Raw genomic sequence first — 22,622 nt, forward strand, 5'->3', positions numbered from 1 at the left:
GACTTAAATCTTGTTTTACTTCATATCCAGCCTGTTATTATCAGGCTTTTGGTTTTTACTTACTGATGGTGATCTTGCTTCATTGCTTGTTGGTGTTGTTTTTATCCCAATGAGCATTTTTGTATCTGCCAAATTGTCAGAAAAAACCGACAGTGCTAATCGCACTTTTTACATCAACATTGCTAAAGTCCCTAAATTCATTTGGTTTTTCATTTATCAATCGATAAAGGGCGGAACCGACACAGCAGTGCGAGTATTATCTGTTGACATGAAATTACAGCCTGAATTTATTCACTATTCAATTAAGCATTTACCGGCTGGTTCACCAATGAACTTATTTATGAACGTGGTTAGCTTATTGCCAGGTTCGGTAAGTGTTATTAGAGAGCCTTCACGTGTACTGGTTCATGTGCTAACAGTTACCAGCAGTTCATTAGAAGATATATATCAATGTGAACTCGCTATTTGTGAACTTTATCATTTAGATATTTCTCCACATGAAAATTATTCATCGACGAAAATAGCGAGTAAGTAATGACTTTTTTTTACACTATCGTGGTTATCCTATTGTTAATCTGCTTAATCGTTGGGCTACTCAGAGTATTAATTGGCCCCGATAACGCCAACCGTATGTTAGCGGCACAATTATTTGGCACCATAGGCACAACAATCGTTCTTGTCTTTTCGGTATTACAAAATAACGAAGTTATCACTAACGTTGCTTTAGTCTTTACCTTATTAGCATCGATTACCGTCATTGCCTTTTTAAAATTAGCAGAACAGCCGATTGACAACGTGAGCCCATCAGAGAGTCATAAACATGATAGCTAATATATTTACCATTATAATGTTGTCATTGGGATGCCTGTTTTTTATTGCTGGGACGATAGGATTATTACGTTTTCCTGACGTATTTTGTCGCCTACATGCACTGACTAAATCTGATAATTTAGGCGTAGGTTTAATCACCTTAGGGTTACTACCACAAGTTAATAGTGTTTCTATGGCAATAAAAATCATCTTGGTATGGGCATTATTATTACTGACAAGTGCGACGAGCTGTCATTTAGTGGCCCGCCATGAACGCAGAAGACAAATGGTGGAAAATGATGGTAATCAGCACAACAACGGGAACAATAACAAATGAATAGTGAATTATGGATTGATATCTTATTGTGTCTTTGTGTTTTAGTTATTGCCGGCTCAATGTTCTTAGTCAAACAGTCGTTCACCGCCATTGTCTTATTTATTAGTCTTGGACTGGTGATCACCCTTTGCTGGATCCAGTTGAATGCTATTGATGTTGCTATCGCTGAAGCGGCCATTGGCGCAGGTTTAACGGGAGCAATGTTGCTAGCGTCATGGCGCAAACTATCAATAGATAAGCCCACAGATAAAAAGGGTCGAGGTGATTTTTGATAAAATTTTTAGCCAAAAATAGTGATGTTATTGAAAAAACGCTCATTATTATTTTAGTCACCCTGTTTACTGCATTTTTCATTTTTGCTTTATTTAACCAGGCACCACATGATAATGAACTACAAGCGTTAGCGTTAACTTCGCTTGATAAAACGGGTGTAACGAATATCGTTACCGCTGTGCTGTTAAATTATCGTGCTTACGATACTTTTATTGAATTTGCTGTTTTTTTAGTGGTGGCGATAGCCGTGCTACCCTACATACTAGACACCCCTGTTTTGACCTTTACCCTTCAGGAAGAATCGCAAGTCTTACTAATCGCCAAGGTCTTTATCCCCTTAACCATTATTATGGCTGGTTATTTACTGTGGATTGGTTCAACACAGCCCGGTGGCGCTTTTCAAGCTTCGGCTTTGCTAGCTGGCTGTATAGTTTTATTATCATTAGCAAATGTACAAGTTATCGATTTTACTAAATTACGCTATCGTTTGTTAATGTCGTTAGGGCTAATCGCTTTTATTGCTGTGATACTACTCCTTTATTTACAGTCTCATGCTTTTCTCACGTTTCCTGTTGAGTTAGCCGGTGCCAGTATTTTAGTGATAGAATTTTTTGCAACTTTTGCGATCGCCTTAATATTATTTCTTTGTTTTGAATCGATTAACAAAGGGCATGCGTAATGGAATTATCCCAAACTAATTTATACACCCTTTGCTCAATTGTATTGTTCGCTATTGGCTTGCTAGGTTTTTTATTGAACAGCGACTTTATTCGTAAATTATTGGGCTTAAATGTTATTGGTATTGCTATTTTTATGTTGCTACTTGCTATTGCGCATACCTACCCTAATGCTATTGACCCTGTTCCTCATGCCATGGTGTTAACAGGAATAATAGTTGCTGCCGCTGGTACTGCTTTAGGTCTTAACTTAGCCTCTAAAATAGCCAAGTTCGCACGACTCGTACAAAAAGAAGAAGCGGCTACACAATCAGAGTCGGTCTATGAAAATAGTAGCAATGATACTCAAGGTCGAGGTTAATTTGATTAATAATTTCATTACAACTTTTTCATTACCGGCATTAATGATACTACCTATGGTTATTGCTATTATTTGCTTTGTGGCAGGTAATACGAAATTAAGCCGGCTAATCAGTGTTATTAGCTCGATAACGTTAGTGGTTATCTGTGCTCTACAAGCGGGTTACGTTTTACAACAAGCCGTAGCCATTGAGTTAATTATTGGTGGCTGGCAGCCACCACTGGGCATAAGATTATCAATTAACGAATTTAGCGCCATTATGCTGTTAATGACCTCGACAATAGGTTTAGCTATCACATTTTACAGCACACAATATTTTGATGATAACGAAAAAGAAGTCCGCTTCTGGCCTTTATGGTGGTTTTTAATCACCGCCTTAAATGGTATTTTTATCTCGTCTGATATTTTTAATACTTATATTATGCTCGAGCTCTTGGGGCTTTCTGCAGTAAGTTTAATTGCTATTCAAGGCACGCAACAAGCACTACAAGCATCATTTCAATACCTATTAGTTGGCCTGTTTGGTTCGTTAATGTATTTATTGGGTGTGGCTATTATTTATCGTACTTATGGCGTTCTCGACAATCAACTGATTGCTAATTTAGTGGAAAGTAATAGCAGTATGCAGTTAGCGTTAGCCCTTATTACCTTGGGTATGATGATGAAGTGCGCTTTATTTCCATTACACTTTTGGCTACCTTCAGCACATTCCAATGCTTCTGCACCAGTAAGTGCAATGTTGTCTGCTTTAGTGGTTAAAGCCGCATTTTTTATCCTTTTCACCTTTTGGTTTAAAATTCTTGCGCCAGTGGTTACATTTACTGCGGTGACTATAATGGGTATATTTGGCGCCATGGCGGTCATTTACGGCTCATATCGGGCTTTTACTTCACCCAGATTAAAGCAATTAATTGCCTACTCTACGGTTGCACAAATTGGTTATTTATTTCTCGCATTTCCGTTAATGTTTACCACGCCTGATTTAGCGCGAACTGCAGTCATTTATTTTATTGTTGCCCATGGCTGTGCAAAAGCCGCGATGTTTTTAGCTGCTGGCGTTATTCAAAAAGCGATGGGGCATGATCAATTATCACAACTGCAGGGCATAGCTTCACAGCTTCCCATTAGTATTTTTGTTTTTGCGGTAACCAGTGCTAGTTTAATTGGGCTGCCGCCAAGCGGAGGTTTTATTGCTAAATGGTTATTATTAAATAATGCCGTAGAAGCTCAACAATGGTGGTGGGTATTAACCCTCTTTATTGGTGGCCTATTAGCGAGTGCTTATCTATTTAGAGTACTCAACTTGGCATTTACCACACCGACTCAGGAAAACTCACTTACCGTTTTGGCTATCAGTGAAAGTAAGCTTTTAGGGGCAGTTGGACTCTCTGTTATTACCATCATTATTGGTTTAAATGCGATGTGGTTAACTAACCTAATTACCGGTAGTTACTAATGATTAATGTTGTAAATGAGCTTCAAGGAAAATTAGTATGTTAAACGACTGGCTACCGCTTATTATTTTAATCGTTGCCTTTAGTACCGGCATTTTGATGATGCTCATCAATGAGAAAAATGAAAAACTCAGAACATCTGTTAATTTAACGAGTGCTGCAATTAATATTATCTTAATTGGCATAATGCTTTTGGGCGTTTCTCAAGGCGCAGTATTTGAAACAAGATTACCGCTATTACCAGATATTAACTTAGTACTCAAAGCTGACGCTCTGTCTTTAGCCTTTGTGACACTATCGGGCGTGTTATGGTTTTTTACCACTATTTATGCCGTGGGTTACTTTAAGAAAGGAAAACACAAAAGTCGATTTTTTGGCTTTTTCAGTCTCTGTGTTTTTTCAACATTAGGGGTCGCTTTAGCGGGTAATTTAATTACTTTTTTAATTTTTTATGAGCTGCTTACCTTAGCGACATACCCATTAATTGTCCATAAAGGTAATGACGATTCGTTAAAGTCTGGTAAAACCTATTTACGTTATACGATGATCGGTGGCGCTATCTTAATGGTTGCTGTTGTCTGGTTAAAGTCTATCGCGGGTGCTTTAGATTTTTCAACGCCAGATATTTTACTTAATACCCCCAATATTGACCCAACCACCATCACTATTATTTTTGTCATGCTGATGATAGGTTTAGGGGTTAAAGCGGCATTATTTCCATTGCATGGTTGGTTACCTCGTGCAATGGCGGCACCCGCACCGGTGAGTTCATTACTGCATGCTGTAGCGGTTGTAAAAGCGGGAGCTTTTGGCATTATACGTGTGGTTTATGATGTTTATGGCGTCGACCTAGCAAGTTCCTTAGGTGTTTTACAAGTCCTATTGGTCTTTGCATGTTTTACCATTATTTATGGTTCGGTAAGGGCTATTTATCAAGATGATATAAAAAAGCGTCTTGCCTATTCAACGGTTAGTCAGGTGTCATATATAACGCTAGGCATTGCACTGGCCGGTCCTATTGCTGCCGTTGGCGCTATTATGCATTTAGTGCATCAAGGGCTAATGAAAATCACTATGTTCTTTTGTGCTGGTCTGCTAGCTGAAACACATCATATTTATAAAGTTAGTCAGTTAAATGGCATTGCTAAAAAAATGCCAATCACTATGACTGCTTTTACCATCGCAATTTTAGGCATGATTGGTATACCGCCAATCGCGGGCTTTGTTTCTAAGTGGTACTTGGGTGTTGGCGCAATTGAAACAGGTAATGCTTGGGTAATAGCAGTGCTAGCGGGTAGTAGTTTATTAAACGCAATTTATTTCTTACCATTGGTTTATCGCGCCTGGTTCCTTTCCCCATCACAAGAAAGCCAAGATAGCGAGCACACCAGTTTACCAAGACAATTATCCACACCGGCATATGCTACGCAACACGCAGAATTAGCTACAGAGCCACATATTGAGCATCAAAACCATGTAGAGAACAAACCAACGTTTGAAGCACATTGGATGATGCTTTTACCACCGGTTGTTACCATAACTTTTGCTATTTTGGCGGGACTATTCGCTAATAGTCAATACAGTGCATTAAGCTGGTCAAAGCTGATCGCAACCTCGGAATCTATTGGTTTTAATCAAACAACAACTTTTTTGCAATCGTCGATTTTACCTCAGCAAATGTCAAGCTGGTTAATTTGGTCTATTATATTACCGCTGATATTAGCCGCATTAATTATCATACGCCCCAAAGCTATCCAACTTACCTATTTAATGCCACTTTGCGCCATTCCTGCTATTTATTTGGGCTTACAACCTGAATATTATTTTCAAAGCATACCGTTCTTATTTTTTGGTAGTGAACTTTCACTTGATAAGCTAAGCCAAGGTTTTCTATTGCTGGCGGGGCTATTATGGTTACTAAGCTCAACGTATGCTTTATTTTATCCTCATTTGGGTAATAATAAATCTAACTTTATGGCGTTATTTTGTGTCGCCATGGCGAGTAGTTTTGGTTTAGTACTGAGCACAGACATGTTCGGATTTTTGACCTTTTTTACTTTTATGAGTTTGTCGTCTTATGTGCTCATTATTAGAGATAAAACAGTCGCAGCGATATCAGCCGCTAATGTCTATATAAAGTGGGTCATTATCGGTGAAGTTGCTATTTTTAGTGCTTTTTGTATTCTCAATTATATGGACTTAACTCAACACACTGTTAGCCCAATGTTATTACAATTTATGGGACTGATGCTGATTGTTGGTTTTGGCATAAAAATTGGCTTATTTGGTTTCCATTCTTGGTTACCTCTTGCACACCCCGTAGCTGCAGTGCCCGCTAGTGCCTTATTAAGTGGCTTTATGGTAAAAGCTGGGATGATTGGTTGGCTTAAGTTTTTCCCTTTTCAACAAGATGAGCTGGCCACATTCTCTGACTTAGGTTTACTGACTATTGGCATTGGTGGCGTTGGCGCTTTTTATGCGGCAATAAAGGGCATGAGTCAAAAAGATCCTAAAGCGGTACTTGCCTATTCTACGGTAAGCCAAATGGGCATATTATCTGCCTGTTTTGGTGTAATATTAGTCTTTCCAGCACTTAGAGATGCAATGACCACGGCTATTATTTTTTATGCTATTCATCACGGGTTAGCTAAGTCGGCTTTGTTTTTATCTGTGGGAATTACGCCACTATTAAATAAACAAAGTAATACGTCAGCCTATTTACGTGGTATGACTTATATCACCATGATATTACCCGCGTTATCCTTGGTTGGGGCAGCATTTACCAGTGGATTTTTCGCTAAAAATGAAGTCAAAACTTTGTTGAGTGATTTACCTTATTTTAAATATGCGATTATTGTCAGTGCATTATTTACCGGACTATTAATGTGCCGTTTTATCCATATGGCTTACTACAAAGGTCAGAAAAATAGCGTCCATGACAGTAAACCTCAATACCCATTACTAGTCGTTTGCCTAGTTAACACCCTACTAGTACTGTTAGCGCCTTGGTATTTACTTAATGAAAAGTACACCTTAACCAGCTTATTATCACTAGTGACCCTAAACAGCTTTATCTCATCGTTAATCCCAATATTTCTAGCCGTTATTGTCTATAAATTACTGGTGACCTTTAAGCTAAACGGACGGGTAATTTTCAGCCTCGAGGCATTCAAGCTAATAGCGATAAATAAGCCTTTCTCAACAAACGAAAAACCAATAGCAAATATTGAGCAAGAGAAAGCTGTTGACCTAGGCTTAATGGCTCAACTGAAGTCTTTTATTAATAAAAGGCTCACACCTCAGGAAGTCATGCCACTGAATATGCAGTCAACCTATGTGTCAGTCGTTTTAATCGGTGTTTGTATTTTATTATTAGTGGCCTTTAGTGTTTAAATGAAATGTGCCATTGTCTAATGAAAGATAAACCGCGATATTTACAGTAATTCAGTTACAATGCAGTTCTTTAGTCTATTAACTAAACACGACTAATAAATGGTTATGTTATTGGAGAACCAAATTGACGATAGAGCATGGTGATAACACAATAATTTTAAAAGAAAATATTATACATATAACGTTGAAAGGCTCTTTTAATGAGTATGGTGCTGAAGAAGTCTCGCAAAAGACATCAGCAATAATCAAGTCGCTCAATCAAAGTAAATTTCTGATATTTGTTGATCTTTCAAACTTGGATGGTGCTACGCCAGACGCATTTAATATCTCTAATAAGTTTAATGAGTGGCTCAATGGCCAAAATATGGTAGCAAAAGCTATCGTTATTACTTCGCAGGTAATAAAAAGTATTGACCAACAATGGGTGCCCTCCAAAGCGGTTCAAAATATAGAGTATTTTGATAATGAAGACGATGCATTAGTTTGGTTAAACAAACAGATTTAATACAAGCTCCTTGTTTAGTTTTTAATTTTCATTTGAAAAATCAAGATAAGTTGTAACTGAGTTCTCATACTCTAGAATAAATATTTTAGTGATAACGACAGATTTACATTATCATCACCTTCAATTAAGTGTTCTGATACAAAGTCTTGGGTATCTGGATAAACAATTTTCTCCCCAAGTAAGTTTTTTACTGTAAAGAACAACGAATATCGCTCGGTCTTATAATTATAATTTGCATTAAGTAAATATGAGGCTGGCGCTTTATTTCGTTTGCTGATTGTGCGTAATGAAAACCCCAAAGTTTGTCGCGTATCCCAAGGATATGATAGACCTATAGCTGTGGTAAACCTGGGGACAATTGCAGCTAATTTATCATCAGATATTTCCCTGTTTCCTTGGTGGCTATAAGAAAAATTAGCAAATAACGTATAGCTTTTTAAAACACGTTGATAATCCAATTCAATACCACTTCGATCAAAACTGCCTGAATTAAAAAAACTGACCAGATTGTTACTGAAACCTCTTTGAATAAAATCATCTGCTTTCAACAAATAAGCGTTAGCAACAAACAACGTATTATCTTTTTCATACGAATAAGCCAGATCGGTAGTTTTCACAAGTTCAGCTCTTAAATTAGGATTGCCTTCTATCGTGCCCGGAATATTAATAAATAATTGGGTAAAATTAGGTGAGTTAAAACCAACCGAGTAAAGCAGTTTTATTGATTGATGATTATCAATTTGGTAAACCGTTGAAACTCGCGGGGTGACTCTATCACCACTTTTGCTATTATTTGTGTAGCGGCCGCCAATGAGAAACCGCCATTGCTGGTATTGGTAATCTATTTGACCAAATAATGCATTTTCTTCAACTGCTTGTGATTCAATTAACCTTAATATATTGCGGTTAGTAGCGACACTATATAAATTGTAATTTTCAATGCGACGCTTTTCAAACTCCATACCGCTATTTAGCGTTAAATGATTATTCCAATGATAATCAAAAGTGACTCCAGTTCGCCAACGGGTATTGTTGTCACCATTATTATCAAAGCGAAACCCTCCGTCATTGCCCAAACTAAGTACATTTCGTGAGACGAATTGTAAATAAAATTGATTATATTCACTGTAAACTTGCATATTGGCGTGTTCAAACTGCCAACTTTTATCCATATGCAATAAATATCCCTTATGCTCTCTTTGTGTCGCGATGCTTAAAGGGGTTGGTTCGTCAGTATCATTGGTCATTGAGTCGAACGTTTGAAAGTTGATATTAAAGTTATAATAGCGAAAGCGTGCTAGCACAGAGGTCATTTCTTCTGTTATAACAATATGATCAAAATCTGGTGTACCCTTTGGAAATGAAGGGGGTTGCGGCGTACCCTCGAAGTAACTGGTAAAACCGTTATCTTTTTGAGACTCAACCCCTAGTGAAAAATGAGAATCATCATTAAAAGCGTGAAAGTAATAACCGCCAACATTGAGTTTTTGATTAGAGTCATAATTTACCGCTAGGCTGTTGCCCGCTTTTTGTTTAGTGACAATTTTAATAACACCTGCAGAAGCATTGGTACCATAATAAATAGCACCAGGTCCCCTTATAACTTCGACATGGCTAATAGCCTCGATGGGAATACCTAAGAGCGGTATTTCAGAATGTGATGGCATCCAATAAGGAACATCATCCACTAAAAAGAGGATTTTTTGGTTAAAGGCTTCCACTATACCTCTGATCATTACGGGCGTGCCCCCCGCTCGGTTTTCTTGGAGAACAAAGCCAGGGATAAACGACAACATATCTTTTAGGCTTTTAATACCCATCAAGGTTAAATCATTTTGATCATAGCGGGAAACTATAGCAGGAGTTTGAATAATCCGTTCAGAAGTATAAGAAGCAACATCAACCCTCACGTTTAACAGCTCTGCTAGTGACAGTTCAAAAATAGATGGTTGTTTTTCAAAGCTTGTTTCAGCAGAGCTTATGCCTGTAAATAAGAATAATGATATCAAGCCAACCCGTTGACAAAAATTAATGACTAAAGCAGGACCACTTATCCGTATTATCATCTGAAGTGTCTCTAAGTTTACTTTACTTGAAAGCTTAGAGGGTTTACCTAAAAAAACCAAGCTGATTAAGGTATATAAACCTAAATAAAATGGGTTACCCTAGCGAAAAGCATAAAGTGAAACCAATGATTTAATTGAAAATTACCACGCTAGTTTATGTTATGCCCCATGTAGGATATTAGCAGCAAGCTAATATCCTACATGGCTAAGTGATTTTATCAATCTCAGCTAGGGGTTCTTCCGGATTATAGCGTCAAACCAAATAGTACACAGTAGATTGGTGTATAAAACTTTAAAAGAAATAAAGTCATGAGAAATAAAATTGCTGTTATGATTATTAGTGTATTGATTATAAAAATAATTAATACCAATACAGGTGTATTTATTAGTTCAACATCACAATTTTCGTTACTCCCTTTAATTCAACAGACTAAAGCATTTAACTCTGGAATTTATCAAATAGGTAACGGATTAATTATTGATTTTATAGCGAAACGTAAAAATCCCCATAAGAATAGAAAAAATAAATATATCAAGCGATGTCCAAATAAAAAAAGTGGCTGTGTTCATGTATCAACTAAGAAATCAAATCAACAACAAGGTAATAAAACGGCTTAACGATTAAACTCATAGTATTTGAAAATTTCCATAAGTAGTTCCCTGCATTTATTCATTCGACAAGCCCCATTTTAACTCAATGAATTATTATGACTTTCATTAATTTGTAGGTATTAATTTTATCAAGCCTGACCGATATATAAGTCACCCTTATTATTTCATCACTCCCCTTTAAGCCAGTTAAAGTCATTGCTAAGTAGTTTTATCACAGTGACCTAGGGGTTCTTCCCGATTATAACGCTCAAAAAAATTATGCACAGTAGCTAAGTTAATGAAATTAAAATCATTCAAAATTATAATCATTCAAAAGGTATAAGAAAATGAAAAAGACACTTTTGGCACTATCGGTTAGTGTACTTGCTGCGACCACATTTAATGTTAATGCTGATGCGCTTATTGGCTCAAAATTACAAACCTTGTTACCCACTTTAGTTCAAAGTACTAAAGTGATTGTTTCAACTCACCATTACAATGAACTCGATAATGTTATGGCAACTTTAAACGTTCCTTATTTAGCGTTAAAAGTATTACCTATGGCAGGAACTTCTTTAACTCGAAGCCAAATCAATAGCTTAGCTAAAGACTCACGGGTTAAGAGTATTTATTTTGATGCGCCTTTAGAATATTACAACTATAACTCTGGCGAAATTACCAGTGGTCATCTAGTACATGACGATTATGGTGTTTATGGTGAAGGTTCAACGATTGCAGTACTAGATTCAGGTGTTGATGCAACACACCCTGATTTATTACTCGGTGAAAAAACTATCCAAAATGTTAAAATTGCTGGTGATCTTGATTTTGCTGGTGGTAAGAACTTATTTTTAGAAGGTGTGCCAAATTCGGATACGAGTTCAGGACACGGTACACATGTTGGCGGCACTGTTGCCGGTAGCGGTGATGCATCAAGAGATGATGAACGTAGAAGTTTTTACCAGGCAGGCATCGCCCCAAAAGCAACTTTGGTGGGTCTAGGAGCTGGTGAAGCGATTTCAATTCTTTATGCTATTGCTGGCTTTGATTATGCAATCGCTAATAGCGAACGTTATAGCATAGATGTAATAACTAACAGTTGGGGTGGAGGTGACGGCGCAAGCTTTGATCCAAATAATCCAACCAATCAAGCTTCTTATCAAGCTTACAAAAAAGGCATCGTAGTGACATTTGCCGCTTCTAATAGTGGCCCAGATGACAACACCCTTAATCAATATGCAATTGCTCCATGGGTTATTAACGTTGCTGCTGGCACAACAGACCGTCAATTAGCTGATTTTTCAAGCCGAGGCGTTGAAGGTGACTGGATTAAAACACCTGATATTACTGCGCCAGGTAGCGCGATTGTATCAACACGAGCACTTAACACGCCATTGGGCGCTGCAGGTCCTATAATCGACCCTGCTCATCCAGAATATCACCTGTACTACGCAAGTATGAGTGGTACGTCAATGGCAACACCATTTGTTGCTGGTGTGGTCGGTTTATTGTTGGAAGTGAATCCACTGTTATCACCCGATCAAGTTGAACAAATTTTAAAAGACAGCGCAGATGAAATGCCGGGTTATAAAGTTCATCAAGTGGGTGCGGGTCATATTAACGTAAAAGCAGCTGTAGATTTGGCCAGAGTTACTATCGGCGAAAGAGCAGACTTTATCAACGGACAAACTGGCTGGTCAAGCCAAGGCGTTTGGTCTGAAGTTTCTGAAACTGATAACAATATTAATTACAAAAAACGTTGGGCTGTAAAAAATAGTACCTTATCGTCAGATGGCACTTTTAAGCAAACACGACGTAGAAACGCGCAAATTAGCTTTGATTTCATTGGTGATAGTGTTCAATTAAAATATATAACTAATAATAGAAACGGTCATGCCGAATTATTTCTTGATGGTAAAAGCCAAGGTTTATTAGATTATTATTCACCTCAACGTCAAGTTAAAACCGTTGCATTTAGAGATTTATCTACCGATAGTGTTCATAGCATAAGTCTTAAACGCGTTAACGGTACAGTTTCATTTGACGGTATTTTACTCGACGGTCAATTAGTCGACTCAGCTGCAGTCATTATAGAAACTGACAGTACCTTTGCCGGTTCAGTTGGCCCATCATATGAAAATATGGAAGTATCAGACCATGATATACAGCTGACAGACAACGTTTCTATGCTTAATGCTGTGTTAACCTGGTCAGGTGTTGCAGATTTAGATTTTGACTTGCTTAACGAAGCGGGTGAAGTTGTCGCTAACAGCGCCTCTTTAGATAACCCTGAAGAAATTAACTTTCGCCCAACTAGCGGTGGACTTTATACGCTACGCGTTAATGGTTATATTTCAGTAGCTACTGACTATACGATTGCAGTAACAACATCAAAACTTGAAACTAATGATTAATTATTTAGTTTAAGTATTAAGCCGCTAGATTAACCTAGCGGCTTTTTTTATGGCTAATTTTTATTTATTTTCTCTATTTTTTTCAACCTAGTCAGTAATCATCAATGCTACTTTCTCGTTTAGCGTTTCTTGCACAAATAAGACAGTAGAGTCACTACCTTTAACGCTCACTAAAGCCAAAAAAGCGATACGTTGTAATGTACTAGATGAGTATCAAAAAGGTTTATTAACACGAACGTAAAGATGAATGTTAACAATTAATAGCGTAATACCGTCGATATCCAATAAAATGAGCGTTAAGACCTTTAATTTGATTATAACTTCAGCTGACAAAAGTTTACGGATTTTTATCACTAACACCAATTAAATAACGGTTAAAAAAAGCGCTAACCATGACGATTAGCGCTTTTATAATCAAAGATTAAAACCCTAAATTAAGATTATTTTTTTAAAGACCTCGTCATTAATCCCATCAGCCCTAACGCAAATATTGCTAATATGGACGGCTCAGGAACATCGGTTACTGATGCTGATACTTGACCCAAGGCATCAGCGTTAACAGGCGTTGCTACAGCGAAAAAATCTAATGGGTCACTCACGGTAAATTAATTTACCACTACCGAAAAATCGGTCGTCCCTGCCTCTATTGCCAGCAATGTGAACTTTCGCAATAAAAATAACCACTTAATGGAGTAAAATTAATAAATCCAATAGCTACGCCATTTCCAACTTGACTCCACAACATAGCAATAGTTGAAAGAGTAATTATTCCGGCGTTAGCATTTCCACCAAACGTTGCACTCAAGATTAACTACTAGTGAAAATGCATCTGGTGCCCGTTTTGTATACCAGACTTTGTAAAAAATTGCGTACCAAAGCCACTTTATCGATTTCATCAAAAATTAGTAGTGAAAATAATAAATTGCAACGATCATTTTCAATAATAGAGAGCAATATAGGGTGTTTAAATAAAAACAAAGAAAGTGCAGCTTGTTTAACTTAACAATTCTGCTTAAAAGTAGTAGCCACTTGACCATCAGGATGGATAATTAAATAATGGATGCACTATTTTTTCAATACGTATATTTGTACCTTCTCTTCTCGTTGATTCCTCACTAATAAGATATTTTTTGGTGGGTGGCAAAACACTTTTAGCAAAAAAAAGACAAAAAAAAGCCCACTTATATCACTAAGTGGGCTATTACTTTTTTTAGTAAATGATTAAAGTGTCGCTGTTGTACCCATCATTGGCGCAGCAGTTACTGACTTCACATCGTCAGGTTCAACGACCATAATCGTGCCATTAGCTGGGTTTACTACAAACTCAACTAATTCCACAGAACCTACAGCAGACTCAGCAGTACTTGCTTCGGTACTCGCATCTGATTCATTTAGTACCATTTGGTCTAGCACAATAGTAAATTGAGTTGGACCATTGGCATAACCTTTAACACGCAAGGTGTAGCTTTCGCCACCAACAACCGTACTACCTACCTGCTCTGAAGGGCCTAAGTTACCTGAAGTAACCATGACATTACCTTCACTGTCGAGCATTGAGAAATCCAAATCTGGATAGGCTCCACCCACTTCAGTATCTGCTGTTAAGGTTGCAACAATACTTTGTGCACTTGTCTGTGCTGTAAAGACCACATCAACATAATCAACACCGTCAGCAACTTCTACGTCTGTAGTGCCAATAGCAACTAAGCCTTTATGCTCAGAGATATTATGATAAACCACGGTACGATCAGCACTTGGTGATTTATCAACAGGTGCTTGACTACCATTAGCCGCTTGTGATGGCATTAGTACTTTAGCGAACACTTCAGCCGTAAAGGTAAACTGTTCAAACCTTGGGTTGTTAAATACATAAGTACGAGCAGAAGAATCCATTCCTGGTGCTAAAGATTCGTTATACGTAAACGTTGCGGTATCTCCATCTTGGCCAGTACCCCCATTATCAGCATTATCCAAAGTCACTCTAGTGTTATTAATCGAAACAATATTAAAGTTGATAGGGCCAAATAAATCCACGTCACCTGTATTTGTTAACGTATAATCAATACTAACCTGACCATCAGGTACTAAATAATTACTGAATTTATATTCAATGTTATCAGTAATATCCGTTGTTTTTAACTGAGTCATCGCCGTACCTGACAATTTAGAAAAACCAACTTGACCCGAAGCGTTAACTTCAATAGCACGAACAACATATTGATAATCATAAGCATCAATACCTTGACCAGCGCCACGACCAAAGCCTTGACCTTTATCACTGTAACTAGCATTTGATACAAACTCTACATGGGTATAGCCATTGTTTTCTATATCGCCGTCGACATATTCACGACCCGGTACACCAGCGAATAAACGAGCTGGACTGCCACCTTTACGCTTTAATATTTGATAGCCAATGGCATTATCTACTTCATTCCAAGTCACTTCAATCGTGTCTGGTGTGGTAATCGTTGCAACAATATTTTGTGGTGCAGCTGGTGCTTCTTGATCCGCAGTAAATTCACTTACCGCTGTTGAAATCATCTGCACACCACCTAATGGAGCTGAAGCGTTTAATCCCAATTCACGAGCGGCAAATACACGTTCAATAATAGCATGATGTTGACCTAGAGATTTAGCATCAACAGAGTCAGTTGGATATAGCATAGCGTCAGCTGTTAATGCCGCATCTCGCGCTTTAACAAAGGTATCTGGCGCACTAACACCTAAAACATACATAGAGCCAAGGAAAATACGTTCCCAAGTTTCTTTACCTAAACTGGTTAACTGTGTTGCTTCACCCGTTGTTGGATCTGGGCGAGCAAAGTCATTAGCTGGATACATCTCTAGCATAATTTCTCGTAAGTCCCACATCGCGCCGGCATATATTTCGCCATCTCTGTGTACTTCAAAGTCGTCACCGCGTGTGCCTAATTGTGAATAACGTAATTGGCTTTGGCCACTTCGAATATATTCAAAAGAATCAGGATCTGTACCATTTTCGCGTAATAAGTCTCTTAACCCACAACCTGCAACTGGGTAACTACCTAAATCAGGTGTTTCACCTATAGTATAAGCCCATAAATCGGCTTGCCCTTCGTTCAAGGCGCCACCTTCAGGGCTACCTTCAAAGCCAGCAATAGGTGTGATAGTCGCATGCGTACCTTCGTGCATTGGTACACTAAAATCTATTGCTAAGTTGTTAAAGTAATAACCATGACCATAAAATGTTGGGTTAACAACCACTTCCTGACCACCAATTTCTTGTGTAAGGGGTATAGCAAAAGCATTATCTAAGTTTACTATTTTATTTAAAAGCTCAGGATCACTAAAGTCTATATCTTGAGCTTCTAGTGCCATAAACACGTTAGGTATATGAACGACACCTACTAAAGGCGTTGACTCATTAGGGTATTGATCAGGAAAACTACCACTGCCAAACCCTCTAGCATGAACATCGTCACCATCTTTGTGCAAATAGTCTAAATATTCCATTAAGTTAGTGATATATATAAATTGACTAATACCGTCGAATTGCTGTGCAGGCTCAGCAGTATGATCTTTTTCATTAACGCGGCCATAAAGAGGTGCAGCGTCTTGGTCAAAATAATAAGTGCCTAAAGCCGCTTGAGCGAATGGCAATTTGCTCGATGAAGCATTAAGAATAAGTGCATTAGTACCCGTTAATACACTGCCAACACCTGTTACTCGGTTAGTTTCATCAAATTTTCTTAATTTAATGCGCAATAACCCTTCAGGTGTGCCCGTTAAACCGCCATCTGCATCAACAATTTCACAAGAGTCTTGTAATTCTTTAGTGATCGGTGGGAAAGTCGGAAAATAATCAGCAAATTGATCGGTTGGTTGTGGCTCTTCGGCCGTGCGAACTTGATCTTCGCGGTAAACTATCTCACCGGTTTGTGCATCAACCATGTATTTAAATACGCCAAAAGGATTCGTTGAGTAGTAATAAAACTGCCAAACTAAACTATGGCTATCAGCCGTTTGCACTATGCGCAGCTCTGGTATCGGTGTTTTAAACACACCTAGCTCTGCTGCTATTAATTCATAGGCCGGGGTTAGTATTGACATAGCCTCTGCGGGGATATTCTTTTGAAATTGTACAAGATTACGCGTTGCCATTAACACCGCATCATCAGCAGATAATCCCGGTTGACCCGCTACGGTAAGGGCTTTTTGATAAGGACCCATAATGGCGCGAACGTTGTTGTTACCATCAATAACAACACCTAAACCATTGCCATCAACAAGAATACCATCGACAACTTGATCGAAACGAACAACTTGTCCACCTAATGCCGCTTTAGAGCGATTACGATTATATTTCAGTTGGTCATTGCTTAAACCTTCAAAAATTTGCTGATTGTCGGTAATGAAATTACGCGCCATATTCTCAACAGAGGTACCCGCCGTTTTAACGGTCATGCCGGTAATAGCATCAACAGTCCCTGTCGCTTGATTGATATTTACCTGTGCGTTTGGATTAGCTGCTTGAAAGTGACTGATGGCTTGAGCCTGATCAGCGCTTAAACTCATTAAGGTATTTAGGCCAGTATCTTGAATTTGATTAATGTTTGGTACACCAGCAACGTCAAAATTTAAGATTTTATTGGCAGTATTACTACCAGTAATGATACCGCTTGTTGATGCATGAACTTGACTAGATATAACGCTTAGCGGAACAGTCAATGCAAAAGCAATGGCACTTGATATTAATGTATTCTTCATTGTAATCACCTTTTATTATTTGTGACCTTGAGCATGATAATTAAACATATAAGTCAACATCATTCGCTTTCATGGACACTTTATGGGTAAGAAAATTATTTACTTAGCTAGGGTGCCCATTTCTCAGACAAAAAATAATCAGGTATTCCCCTCTTTTACGCTAGGTATTAACCCCCAGTGTTATTACTGCTTATCTATGTAGAAGAACAAGGTAAAATAAAAACTCACTTAAAGCATTGAAATATAAACTTAAAAAAACAAAGACTTTAAATTTGTATTTTTATTTAAATAAACTTGGAATAAATATCTCACATCATCCGTTATCTAAGTGTCATTAACATAAACAAACCTTAGAGGAAGCAAACATGACTTCATTAAATAAAATTGCAAAAGTATTGGTAGTAAGCGGATTAAGTTGTTGGGTAAGTGTTGCACAAGCAAACACTATTCAAATTAATCAAGACGCCCAAGTTAATCAGAATACTCAATTATCTCAAGGAATTGATAGCACTGATAATTCAGCACAAATGTCGGCACATTCAGACAGTTCCGCAACGAGTAATACACAAGTTACGGCTAATAACACAGACAACAATCCGCAAGCCTCTGCTCCAAGTGAACCAGCGCAAAGCGAACCAACAGAGCAGCAAGTCAGTAATGGCATTAATGCAACAAGCGCTAAAGCTTTTGATAGCAATAATCAGATGATTACAACCCTAACAAATAATATGGGAAGCACTGTCAATATAACCGCTGGTGTTGCGGCCACGTTGAGCCAATCACTGAACCAATCACTGAACCAATCACTTACCCAAGTTAGCACAACAGAGCTTCCAGAAAATGATATTCCCCAAGAGAATGAAACGACACCTGATGAAGACTTAGCTGAATCTGAAGAGGTTGCTAGGGCGTCCAACCTTGATAGCCAAACGTCTTTTGCTAATACGTCGCAGCTGTCGCAGAGTTTATCGCAAGGCATGTTTGAAAATATGTCAGGAGGCTTACAAAATGCTAATGCGTTAGATACCGCCACCTCTTTAACTGGTACCTCGCAACTGTCGCAGAGTTTGTCAGGAGATTTGCAAAACATTGCCGCTGCAGATGCAGCAGCACAAACCACACAAGTATTAGAGCAAAGTATTAATGCCAATATTGTTAATTCAATTACCAGCGACACGCAAAGTGTTATCACTCAAGACGTGAATAGCCAAATTAGTCGTGTAGTTACTGAGCAGGTTAACGCTGAGATTGCTGCAGCAACTGCCGCTGAAGTGGTAAGCACTTTGGCAAGCGACTTAGCTATTGGCTTGTAATTTTACTGACTAACTTGTTAAATGCGCCAGTGACCCTGGCGCATCCTATTTGAGGAAATTAAGATGAAATATATGTTGAGCAGTTTAGGGTGCATCCTTAGTATGCAAGTGATGGCAGCAACGCCAGAGACATTTACTTTTAGTGGTGAGGCTTCCTTGGCTTTAATAAACAACTCAGCGCTTAGCGTCGATGAGCTTGATGAAGTTTCCTCACAGGGTGACAGTGGCATTCAAAAAACGGCTGCGGTTACTGGCTTGTGGACGTTTAATAATAAAGCAAAGTTAACGTCATCATATCGATATAATGACCAAGATTATCATCAGTTAGATTCTTTTGATCTTGCCTTACATCAAGTCAGTATTGATGGGACCTATAAATGGCAGGAAAAAGATTTAGGACTACGTTATGATGGTGCTAAAGCTAAATTAGCTGGCGAGACATATTTAACCTTTCAACAAGCCAGTATTTACTTGGGAACTTTTCTTCAACCCCAAACATTTTTACGCACTAGCCTTAAAATAAAGCGTAAAGACTTTGCAGTTATAACTCGCCGAAATGCCAACACTTTTGCTGTAAGTACTGAATTGTTTCACTTTATCAACGACGGTCGCACTATGCTAATGCTAGGACTTAGCGCAGATAAAGAAAAGGCAAAAGACTCACAGTTTAATTATGGTGGCTATGGGGTTAACACTAAGTTATCTCAAAAATTTGAATTATTTGGCTTAGCTCACAAAGCAACTATCGGTTGGCGTTTTCAATCGAAAGATTTTCAAGCAGTTAGCAATAATGATATCCCTAGTCAGCGTGAATCAAAAGCAGATGAACATAGGCATATATTTCACGGACAGTGGCAGTTAAACGTTAACGAACATTTAGTGGTTATTGGTAACGTTGAATATGGCGACTACCGTTCAGAGCTTGATAGCCAAACATACACTCAAACCCTTTCGACCTTGGCGATTAAAGCGCAATTTTAACGGCTTATTATCGCGCCGACACCATAAATAGGGTCCTTACCGCGAGGACCTAAATCTATTGTTGATTCATTGAGCCCTTCTAGTAATTGATTTCTATTGACGCCAATTTTTGCGATTAAACAGGCTAAAGCTGCGGTTACGTAAGGTGCGGCAATCGATGTGCCTGACTCCCGCCCCACCCGCTGACCACTTTGTGCCGTTAAGACATTAACCCCTAAGGCAGAGTAATCGATATAATCACCGCGATTTGACCAACGGTAAGGTTGTTGAAATTGATCAATAGCACTCACCGCAATAACCTCTTTATAAGCCGCTGGAAACATCGGTGGAGCCGCCGGTCCTTCATTACCCGCTGCAGCAATAATTAAAGCGCCCTTTGCCATGGCCGAAGTAAGCACAGCCTGCAAAATTTTATTATCTGGGCCCGCTAAACTCATATTAATCACTTTTACGTCTTGTTCTATTAGCCAATTTATTCCCGCTATCATCGCTGACAAAGTTGCCCCCTGAACATAATCTGACTGCTGGTAAAATACTTCTGCCGAGTAAATTTGCCCCTGTGGTAAAAGCGGTACCAACTGCTCTGTCTTGCCAACCAATAAACTTGCGATCACGGTACCGTGTTGAACTGAGGCAGCTAATTCAGCAGGCAAAAATGACTTTGCGGTAATATTTGCCTGCTTAAAAGCATCATGGTTGGTGTCTATTGCACTATCAACTAGGCCAACTTTTACCTTTAGCTGACAAGCATTAAGTGGGCTTTGAGTTTTTAGCTTTTCACCAACTACTTTTTTATCCGTAAGCTGACGGGCTTGACTTTGTGTTTGATAAATATGATTTCTAACCAAACTCAGTGACGCTTTGGCAGAAAGTATATTTATTAAGGCTTTCTTTGAGTCTAGAGCTTGTGGCACATTAAAACGTAACAATGTCATGCCCAAACCAGAATAACGAGACTCGTTAATTATCACCGCACCCTGGCCAATTAAGCGTGCCTTATTAAGGTCGTCGGCTAGGAGTATCCATTGCCCCTTCACGGCTCGCCATCCCTGTTCTACCTCAACATCAAACCAAAGGTGTTTTCCTGTGACTGTTTCTATTGATAATGAATCAGGTAAAGCCGTTAGTGGCTCAGTGGTCAATTTATCAATCTTGGGCAAGCTACTTAACGCAAATGGCGCTAGTATACGCGGTACTTTTATTTGCTGGCTAATATCGCCTAAATTGCGATCTACTAAGGTTATATTTCCTAATACATTACCGCTAGTAAGTTGTTGTGCTGGGAGCGATGTACTAAGAATTGAAATAAATATGGCGGTAAATGGTAAGGTTTTCATGTTAGTCTTCAGCCTAAAAAATAAGTGTGTCGTTAATAAAACGTTTCAACTAAAAATAAATTTCCTTTTATGGAATAAATATTTTTTAGATACGTCTACTTAGTAGAGAGGAGTAAAAAATGAATAAACCTATAGAAAATATACTACCAATGCTAAGACGCTTTGCCTACTCTTTAACGGGTAATCCTGCTGATGCAGATGATTTAGTTCAAACCACGCTAGAAAAAATACTCAATAAAGGTGTGCCTAGTGGAGTAGACGAAACTAGGTGGGCATTTAAGGTTTGTCGCAATGTTTGGATTGACGAATATCGGTCACGAAAAGTTAGGCAGAATGCGGTACTCAAACCAGAGCTTCAAGAGCCGCAAACAGCTAATGAACACCAACAATTTGACAACAAAGAAACGCTGGCACACGTTAATAAAGCGATGAGTACCTTGCCTGACGATCAACGGGCAATTTTATCTTTAGTGGCCGTTCAAGGCATGTCATATAAAGAAGTGGCTTCTTCTATGGAGATCCCTGTTGGTACAGTGATGAGTCGGCTATCTCGAGCTCGGGTTGCACTAATGGATATGATGAAACCCTATCAAGTAGGAGCAGGCTTATGAAAATAAACAATGAAATATTGAGTGCATTTTTAGACGCCGAACTGAGCGAAGAAGCAATGGAAGAGGTCCGTTGTGCGCTAGAGACTGACGACGATTTAGTGATGCGTTTAGCTGACTTATCACAAGTTGATCACTGGGTTGACGAAAATGCTGCCATTATTGATAGCACTACAATGCCTGATGGTATATTACTTTTAGCACAAACCTTAGATAAAAAAATAGCAGAAAATAAAGAAAACCAGACGCCTGAAAATGTTGTTAGCTTGTCACGCTGGAAAAGTGTTAACCAACAGATTAAAAAACATTACGCCTTAGCGGCAGGTATTTCGATGATATTTGGTGTAGGAACAATAACCCTAATGCAGTCAGAGCAAACAACTGCGATTACTGCAGAGATATCACAAGTGTTAGATAAGGCAAAAAGTGGCAAAATGTCGTCAACAAAGCAAGGTGATAAGGTAATGGCTAATTTAAGTTTCACTAATCATGCGGGTAATTTTTGTCGTCAGTTTCAGCACATTAATTTACAAGCGGCCAGTATCAACATTGCCTGTAAAGAAAATAAGCAGTGGCAGCTTAAAATCACCAAAAACGTAGCGTTTTCCCAAGATATGGAAAATTACCGTGTTGCCAGTAACAAGGCACAACTAGACAGCGCTATAGATGAGATGATCAAAGGACAAGCAATGGATAGCGCTCAAGAACAACGAGCAATAAACAATAACTGGCAAACAAATAAACAATAACCGA

19 protein-coding genes are annotated in these 22,622 nt (G+C 38.5%); 15 read left to right on the forward strand and 4 right to left on the reverse strand.

Annotated elements, in window-relative coordinates:
• The first annotated feature begins 10 nt into the window (after positions 1–10).
• The 9 genes from A3Q34_RS00945 (at position 11) to A3Q34_RS00985 (ending at position 7,810) form a co-directional block, all read left to right on the forward strand.
• On the forward strand, positions 11–535 hold the full coding sequence (locus A3Q34_RS00945; protein ID WP_070373662.1) for a Na+/H+ antiporter subunit E: 525 nt from the start codon (positions 11–13) through the stop codon (positions 533–535).
• Positions 535–831, forward strand: a complete 297-nt coding sequence (locus A3Q34_RS00950; protein WP_070373663.1) for a monovalent cation/H+ antiporter complex subunit F — start codon at positions 535–537, stop codon at positions 829–831. The genes A3Q34_RS00945 and A3Q34_RS00950 overlap by 1 nt, the downstream gene beginning before the upstream one ends.
• Positions 821–1,147 carry a monovalent cation/H(+) antiporter subunit G gene (mnhG, locus tag A3Q34_RS00955; protein ID WP_070373664.1) on the forward strand — a complete coding sequence of 109 codons (327 nt, stop codon included), beginning with the start codon at positions 821–823 and terminating at the stop codon, positions 1,145–1,147. The genes A3Q34_RS00950 and mnhG overlap by 11 nt, the downstream gene beginning before the upstream one ends.
• Positions 1,144–1,419: a DUF4040 domain-containing protein gene (locus A3Q34_RS00960; protein ID WP_070373665.1), complete on the forward strand. Its 276-nt coding sequence runs from the start codon at positions 1,144–1,146 to the stop codon at positions 1,417–1,419. The genes mnhG and A3Q34_RS00960 overlap by 4 nt, the downstream gene beginning before the upstream one ends.
• On the forward strand, positions 1,416–2,099 hold the full coding sequence (locus tag A3Q34_RS00965) for a Na(+)/H(+) antiporter subunit B (RefSeq protein ID WP_070373666.1): 684 nt from the start codon (positions 1,416–1,418) through the stop codon (positions 2,097–2,099). The genes A3Q34_RS00960 and A3Q34_RS00965 overlap by 4 nt, the downstream gene beginning before the upstream one ends.
• Positions 2,099–2,458 carry an NADH-quinone oxidoreductase subunit K gene (locus tag A3Q34_RS00970; RefSeq protein ID WP_070373667.1) on the forward strand — a complete coding sequence of 120 codons (360 nt, stop codon included), beginning with the start codon at positions 2,099–2,101 and terminating at the stop codon, positions 2,456–2,458. Before A3Q34_RS00965 ends, A3Q34_RS00970 begins: the two co-directional genes overlap by 1 nt.
• The gene (locus A3Q34_RS00975) at positions 2,421–3,914 is read left to right on the forward strand and encodes a complex I subunit 5 family protein (RefSeq protein ID WP_083277846.1); all 1,494 of its coding nucleotides are present in this window, start codon (positions 2,421–2,423) and stop codon (positions 3,912–3,914) included. Before A3Q34_RS00970 ends, A3Q34_RS00975 begins: the two co-directional genes overlap by 38 nt.
• A gap of 37 nt (positions 3,915–3,951) precedes the next feature.
• Positions 3,952–7,305 carry a complex I subunit 5 family protein gene (locus tag A3Q34_RS20760; protein ID WP_070373668.1) on the forward strand — a complete coding sequence of 1,118 codons (3,354 nt, stop codon included), beginning with the start codon at positions 3,952–3,954 and terminating at the stop codon, positions 7,303–7,305.
• Positions 7,306–7,429: 124 nt separating this feature from the next.
• Complete coding sequence (locus A3Q34_RS00985) at positions 7,430–7,810, forward strand: STAS/SEC14 domain-containing protein (RefSeq protein ID WP_070373669.1); 381 nt, start codon at positions 7,430–7,432, stop codon at positions 7,808–7,810.
• Positions 7,811–7,881: 71 nt separating this feature from the next.
• Here A3Q34_RS00985 and A3Q34_RS00990 read toward each other — a convergent pair whose 3' ends face one another.
• Positions 7,882–9,876: a TonB-dependent receptor plug domain-containing protein gene (locus A3Q34_RS00990; protein ID WP_070373670.1), complete on the reverse strand. Its 1,995-nt coding sequence runs from the start codon at positions 9,874–9,876 to the stop codon at positions 7,882–7,884.
• 309 nt (positions 9,877–10,185) lie between these two features.
• Here A3Q34_RS00990 and A3Q34_RS00995 point away from each other — a divergent pair, with 309 nt between their 5' ends.
• Together A3Q34_RS00995 and A3Q34_RS01000 are read left to right on the forward strand one after the other, a co-directional pair.
• The gene (locus tag A3Q34_RS00995) at positions 10,186–10,494 is read left to right on the forward strand and encodes a hypothetical protein (protein ID WP_070373671.1); all 309 of its coding nucleotides are present in this window, start codon (positions 10,186–10,188) and stop codon (positions 10,492–10,494) included.
• A 320-nt stretch (positions 10,495–10,814) separates the two neighbouring features.
• Positions 10,815–12,881, forward strand: a complete 2,067-nt coding sequence (locus tag A3Q34_RS01000) for a S8 family serine peptidase (RefSeq protein ID WP_070373672.1) — start codon at positions 10,815–10,817, stop codon at positions 12,879–12,881.
• 440 nt (positions 12,882–13,321) lie between these two features.
• On the opposite strand, the gene A3Q34_RS19920 is transcribed toward A3Q34_RS01000, so the two are convergent.
• Positions 13,322–13,480, reverse strand: coding sequence for a PEP-CTERM sorting domain-containing protein (locus A3Q34_RS19920; RefSeq protein ID WP_083277847.1), 159 nt, complete (start codon positions 13,478–13,480; stop codon positions 13,322–13,324).
• Positions 13,481–14,102: 622 nt separating this feature from the next.
• A complete protein-coding gene (locus tag A3Q34_RS01005; protein WP_070373673.1) occupies positions 14,103–17,630 on the reverse strand; it encodes a M36 family metallopeptidase in 3,528 nt (1,175 codons plus the stop codon).
• Positions 17,631–17,995: 365 nt separating this feature from the next.
• On the opposite strand from A3Q34_RS01005, the gene A3Q34_RS01010 reads away from it, so the two are divergent.
• Both A3Q34_RS01010 and A3Q34_RS01015 read left to right on the forward strand, forming a co-directional pair.
• Positions 17,996–18,943 (forward strand): hypothetical protein, encoded by a 948-nt coding sequence (locus tag A3Q34_RS01010; protein ID WP_070373674.1) that lies wholly within the window; start codon positions 17,996–17,998, stop codon positions 18,941–18,943.
• Positions 18,944–19,006: 63 nt separating this feature from the next.
• Positions 19,007–19,924, forward strand: a complete 918-nt coding sequence (locus A3Q34_RS01015) for a surface lipoprotein assembly modifier (protein WP_070373675.1) — start codon at positions 19,007–19,009, stop codon at positions 19,922–19,924.
• Here the strand turns inward: A3Q34_RS01015 and A3Q34_RS01020 are convergent.
• On the reverse strand, positions 19,921–21,261 hold the full coding sequence (locus A3Q34_RS01020; RefSeq protein WP_070373676.1) for a S8 family serine peptidase: 1,341 nt from the start codon (positions 21,259–21,261) through the stop codon (positions 19,921–19,923). The genes A3Q34_RS01015 and A3Q34_RS01020 overlap by 4 nt on opposite strands.
• Positions 21,262–21,380: 119 nt before the next feature.
• Between A3Q34_RS01020 and A3Q34_RS01025 the strand changes: the two genes are divergently transcribed.
• Both A3Q34_RS01025 and A3Q34_RS01030 read left to right on the forward strand, forming a co-directional pair.
• Positions 21,381–21,872, forward strand: coding sequence for an RNA polymerase sigma factor (locus tag A3Q34_RS01025; protein ID WP_070373677.1), 492 nt, complete (start codon positions 21,381–21,383; stop codon positions 21,870–21,872).
• Positions 21,869–22,618, forward strand: coding sequence for a hypothetical protein (locus tag A3Q34_RS01030; RefSeq protein ID WP_070373678.1), 750 nt, complete (start codon positions 21,869–21,871; stop codon positions 22,616–22,618). Before A3Q34_RS01025 ends, A3Q34_RS01030 begins: the two co-directional genes overlap by 4 nt.
• Positions 22,619–22,622: the final 4 nt, after the last annotated feature.

The organism is Colwellia sp. PAMC 20917 (assembly GCF_001767295.1).
Taxonomy (GTDB): Bacteria; Pseudomonadota; Gammaproteobacteria; order Enterobacterales; family Alteromonadaceae; genus Colwellia_A.

Excerpts from the sequence above, each read along its gene's own strand:
- A3Q34_RS00950 (WP_070373663.1), top strand. The coding sequence starts at position 535 with ATGACTTTTTTTTACACTATCGTGGTTATCCTATTGTTAATCTGCTTA.
- mnhG (WP_070373664.1), top strand. The coding sequence starts at position 821 with ATGATAGCTAATATATTTACCATTATAATGTTGTCATTGGGATGCCTG.
- A3Q34_RS00960 (WP_070373665.1), top strand. The coding sequence starts at position 1,144 with ATGAATAGTGAATTATGGATTGATATCTTATTGTGTCTTTGTGTTTTA.
- A3Q34_RS00970 (WP_070373667.1), top strand. The coding sequence starts at position 2,099 with ATGGAATTATCCCAAACTAATTTATACACCCTTTGCTCAATTGTATTG.
- A3Q34_RS00975 (WP_083277846.1), top strand. The coding sequence starts at position 2,421 with ATGAAAATAGTAGCAATGATACTCAAGGTCGAGGTTAATTTGATTAAT.
- A3Q34_RS20760 (WP_070373668.1), top strand. The coding sequence starts at position 3,952 with ATGTTAAACGACTGGCTACCGCTTATTATTTTAATCGTTGCCTTTAGT.
- A3Q34_RS00990 (WP_070373670.1), bottom strand. The coding sequence starts at position 9,876 with ATGATAATACGGATAAGTGGTCCTGCTTTAGTCATTAATTTTTGTCAA.
- A3Q34_RS00995 (WP_070373671.1), top strand. The coding sequence starts at position 10,186 with ATGAGAAATAAAATTGCTGTTATGATTATTAGTGTATTGATTATAAAA.
- A3Q34_RS01000 (WP_070373672.1), top strand. The coding sequence starts at position 10,815 with ATGAAAAAGACACTTTTGGCACTATCGGTTAGTGTACTTGCTGCGACC.
- A3Q34_RS01005 (WP_070373673.1), bottom strand. The coding sequence starts at position 17,630 with ATGAAGAATACATTAATATCAAGTGCCATTGCTTTTGCATTGACTGTT.
- A3Q34_RS01010 (WP_070373674.1), top strand. The coding sequence starts at position 17,996 with ATGACTTCATTAAATAAAATTGCAAAAGTATTGGTAGTAAGCGGATTA.
- A3Q34_RS01015 (WP_070373675.1), top strand. The coding sequence starts at position 19,007 with ATGAAATATATGTTGAGCAGTTTAGGGTGCATCCTTAGTATGCAAGTG.
- A3Q34_RS01020 (WP_070373676.1), bottom strand. The coding sequence starts at position 21,261 with ATGAAAACCTTACCATTTACCGCCATATTTATTTCAATTCTTAGTACA.
- A3Q34_RS01025 (WP_070373677.1), top strand. The coding sequence starts at position 21,381 with ATGAATAAACCTATAGAAAATATACTACCAATGCTAAGACGCTTTGCC.
- A3Q34_RS01030 (WP_070373678.1), top strand. The coding sequence starts at position 21,869 with ATGAAAATAAACAATGAAATATTGAGTGCATTTTTAGACGCCGAACTG.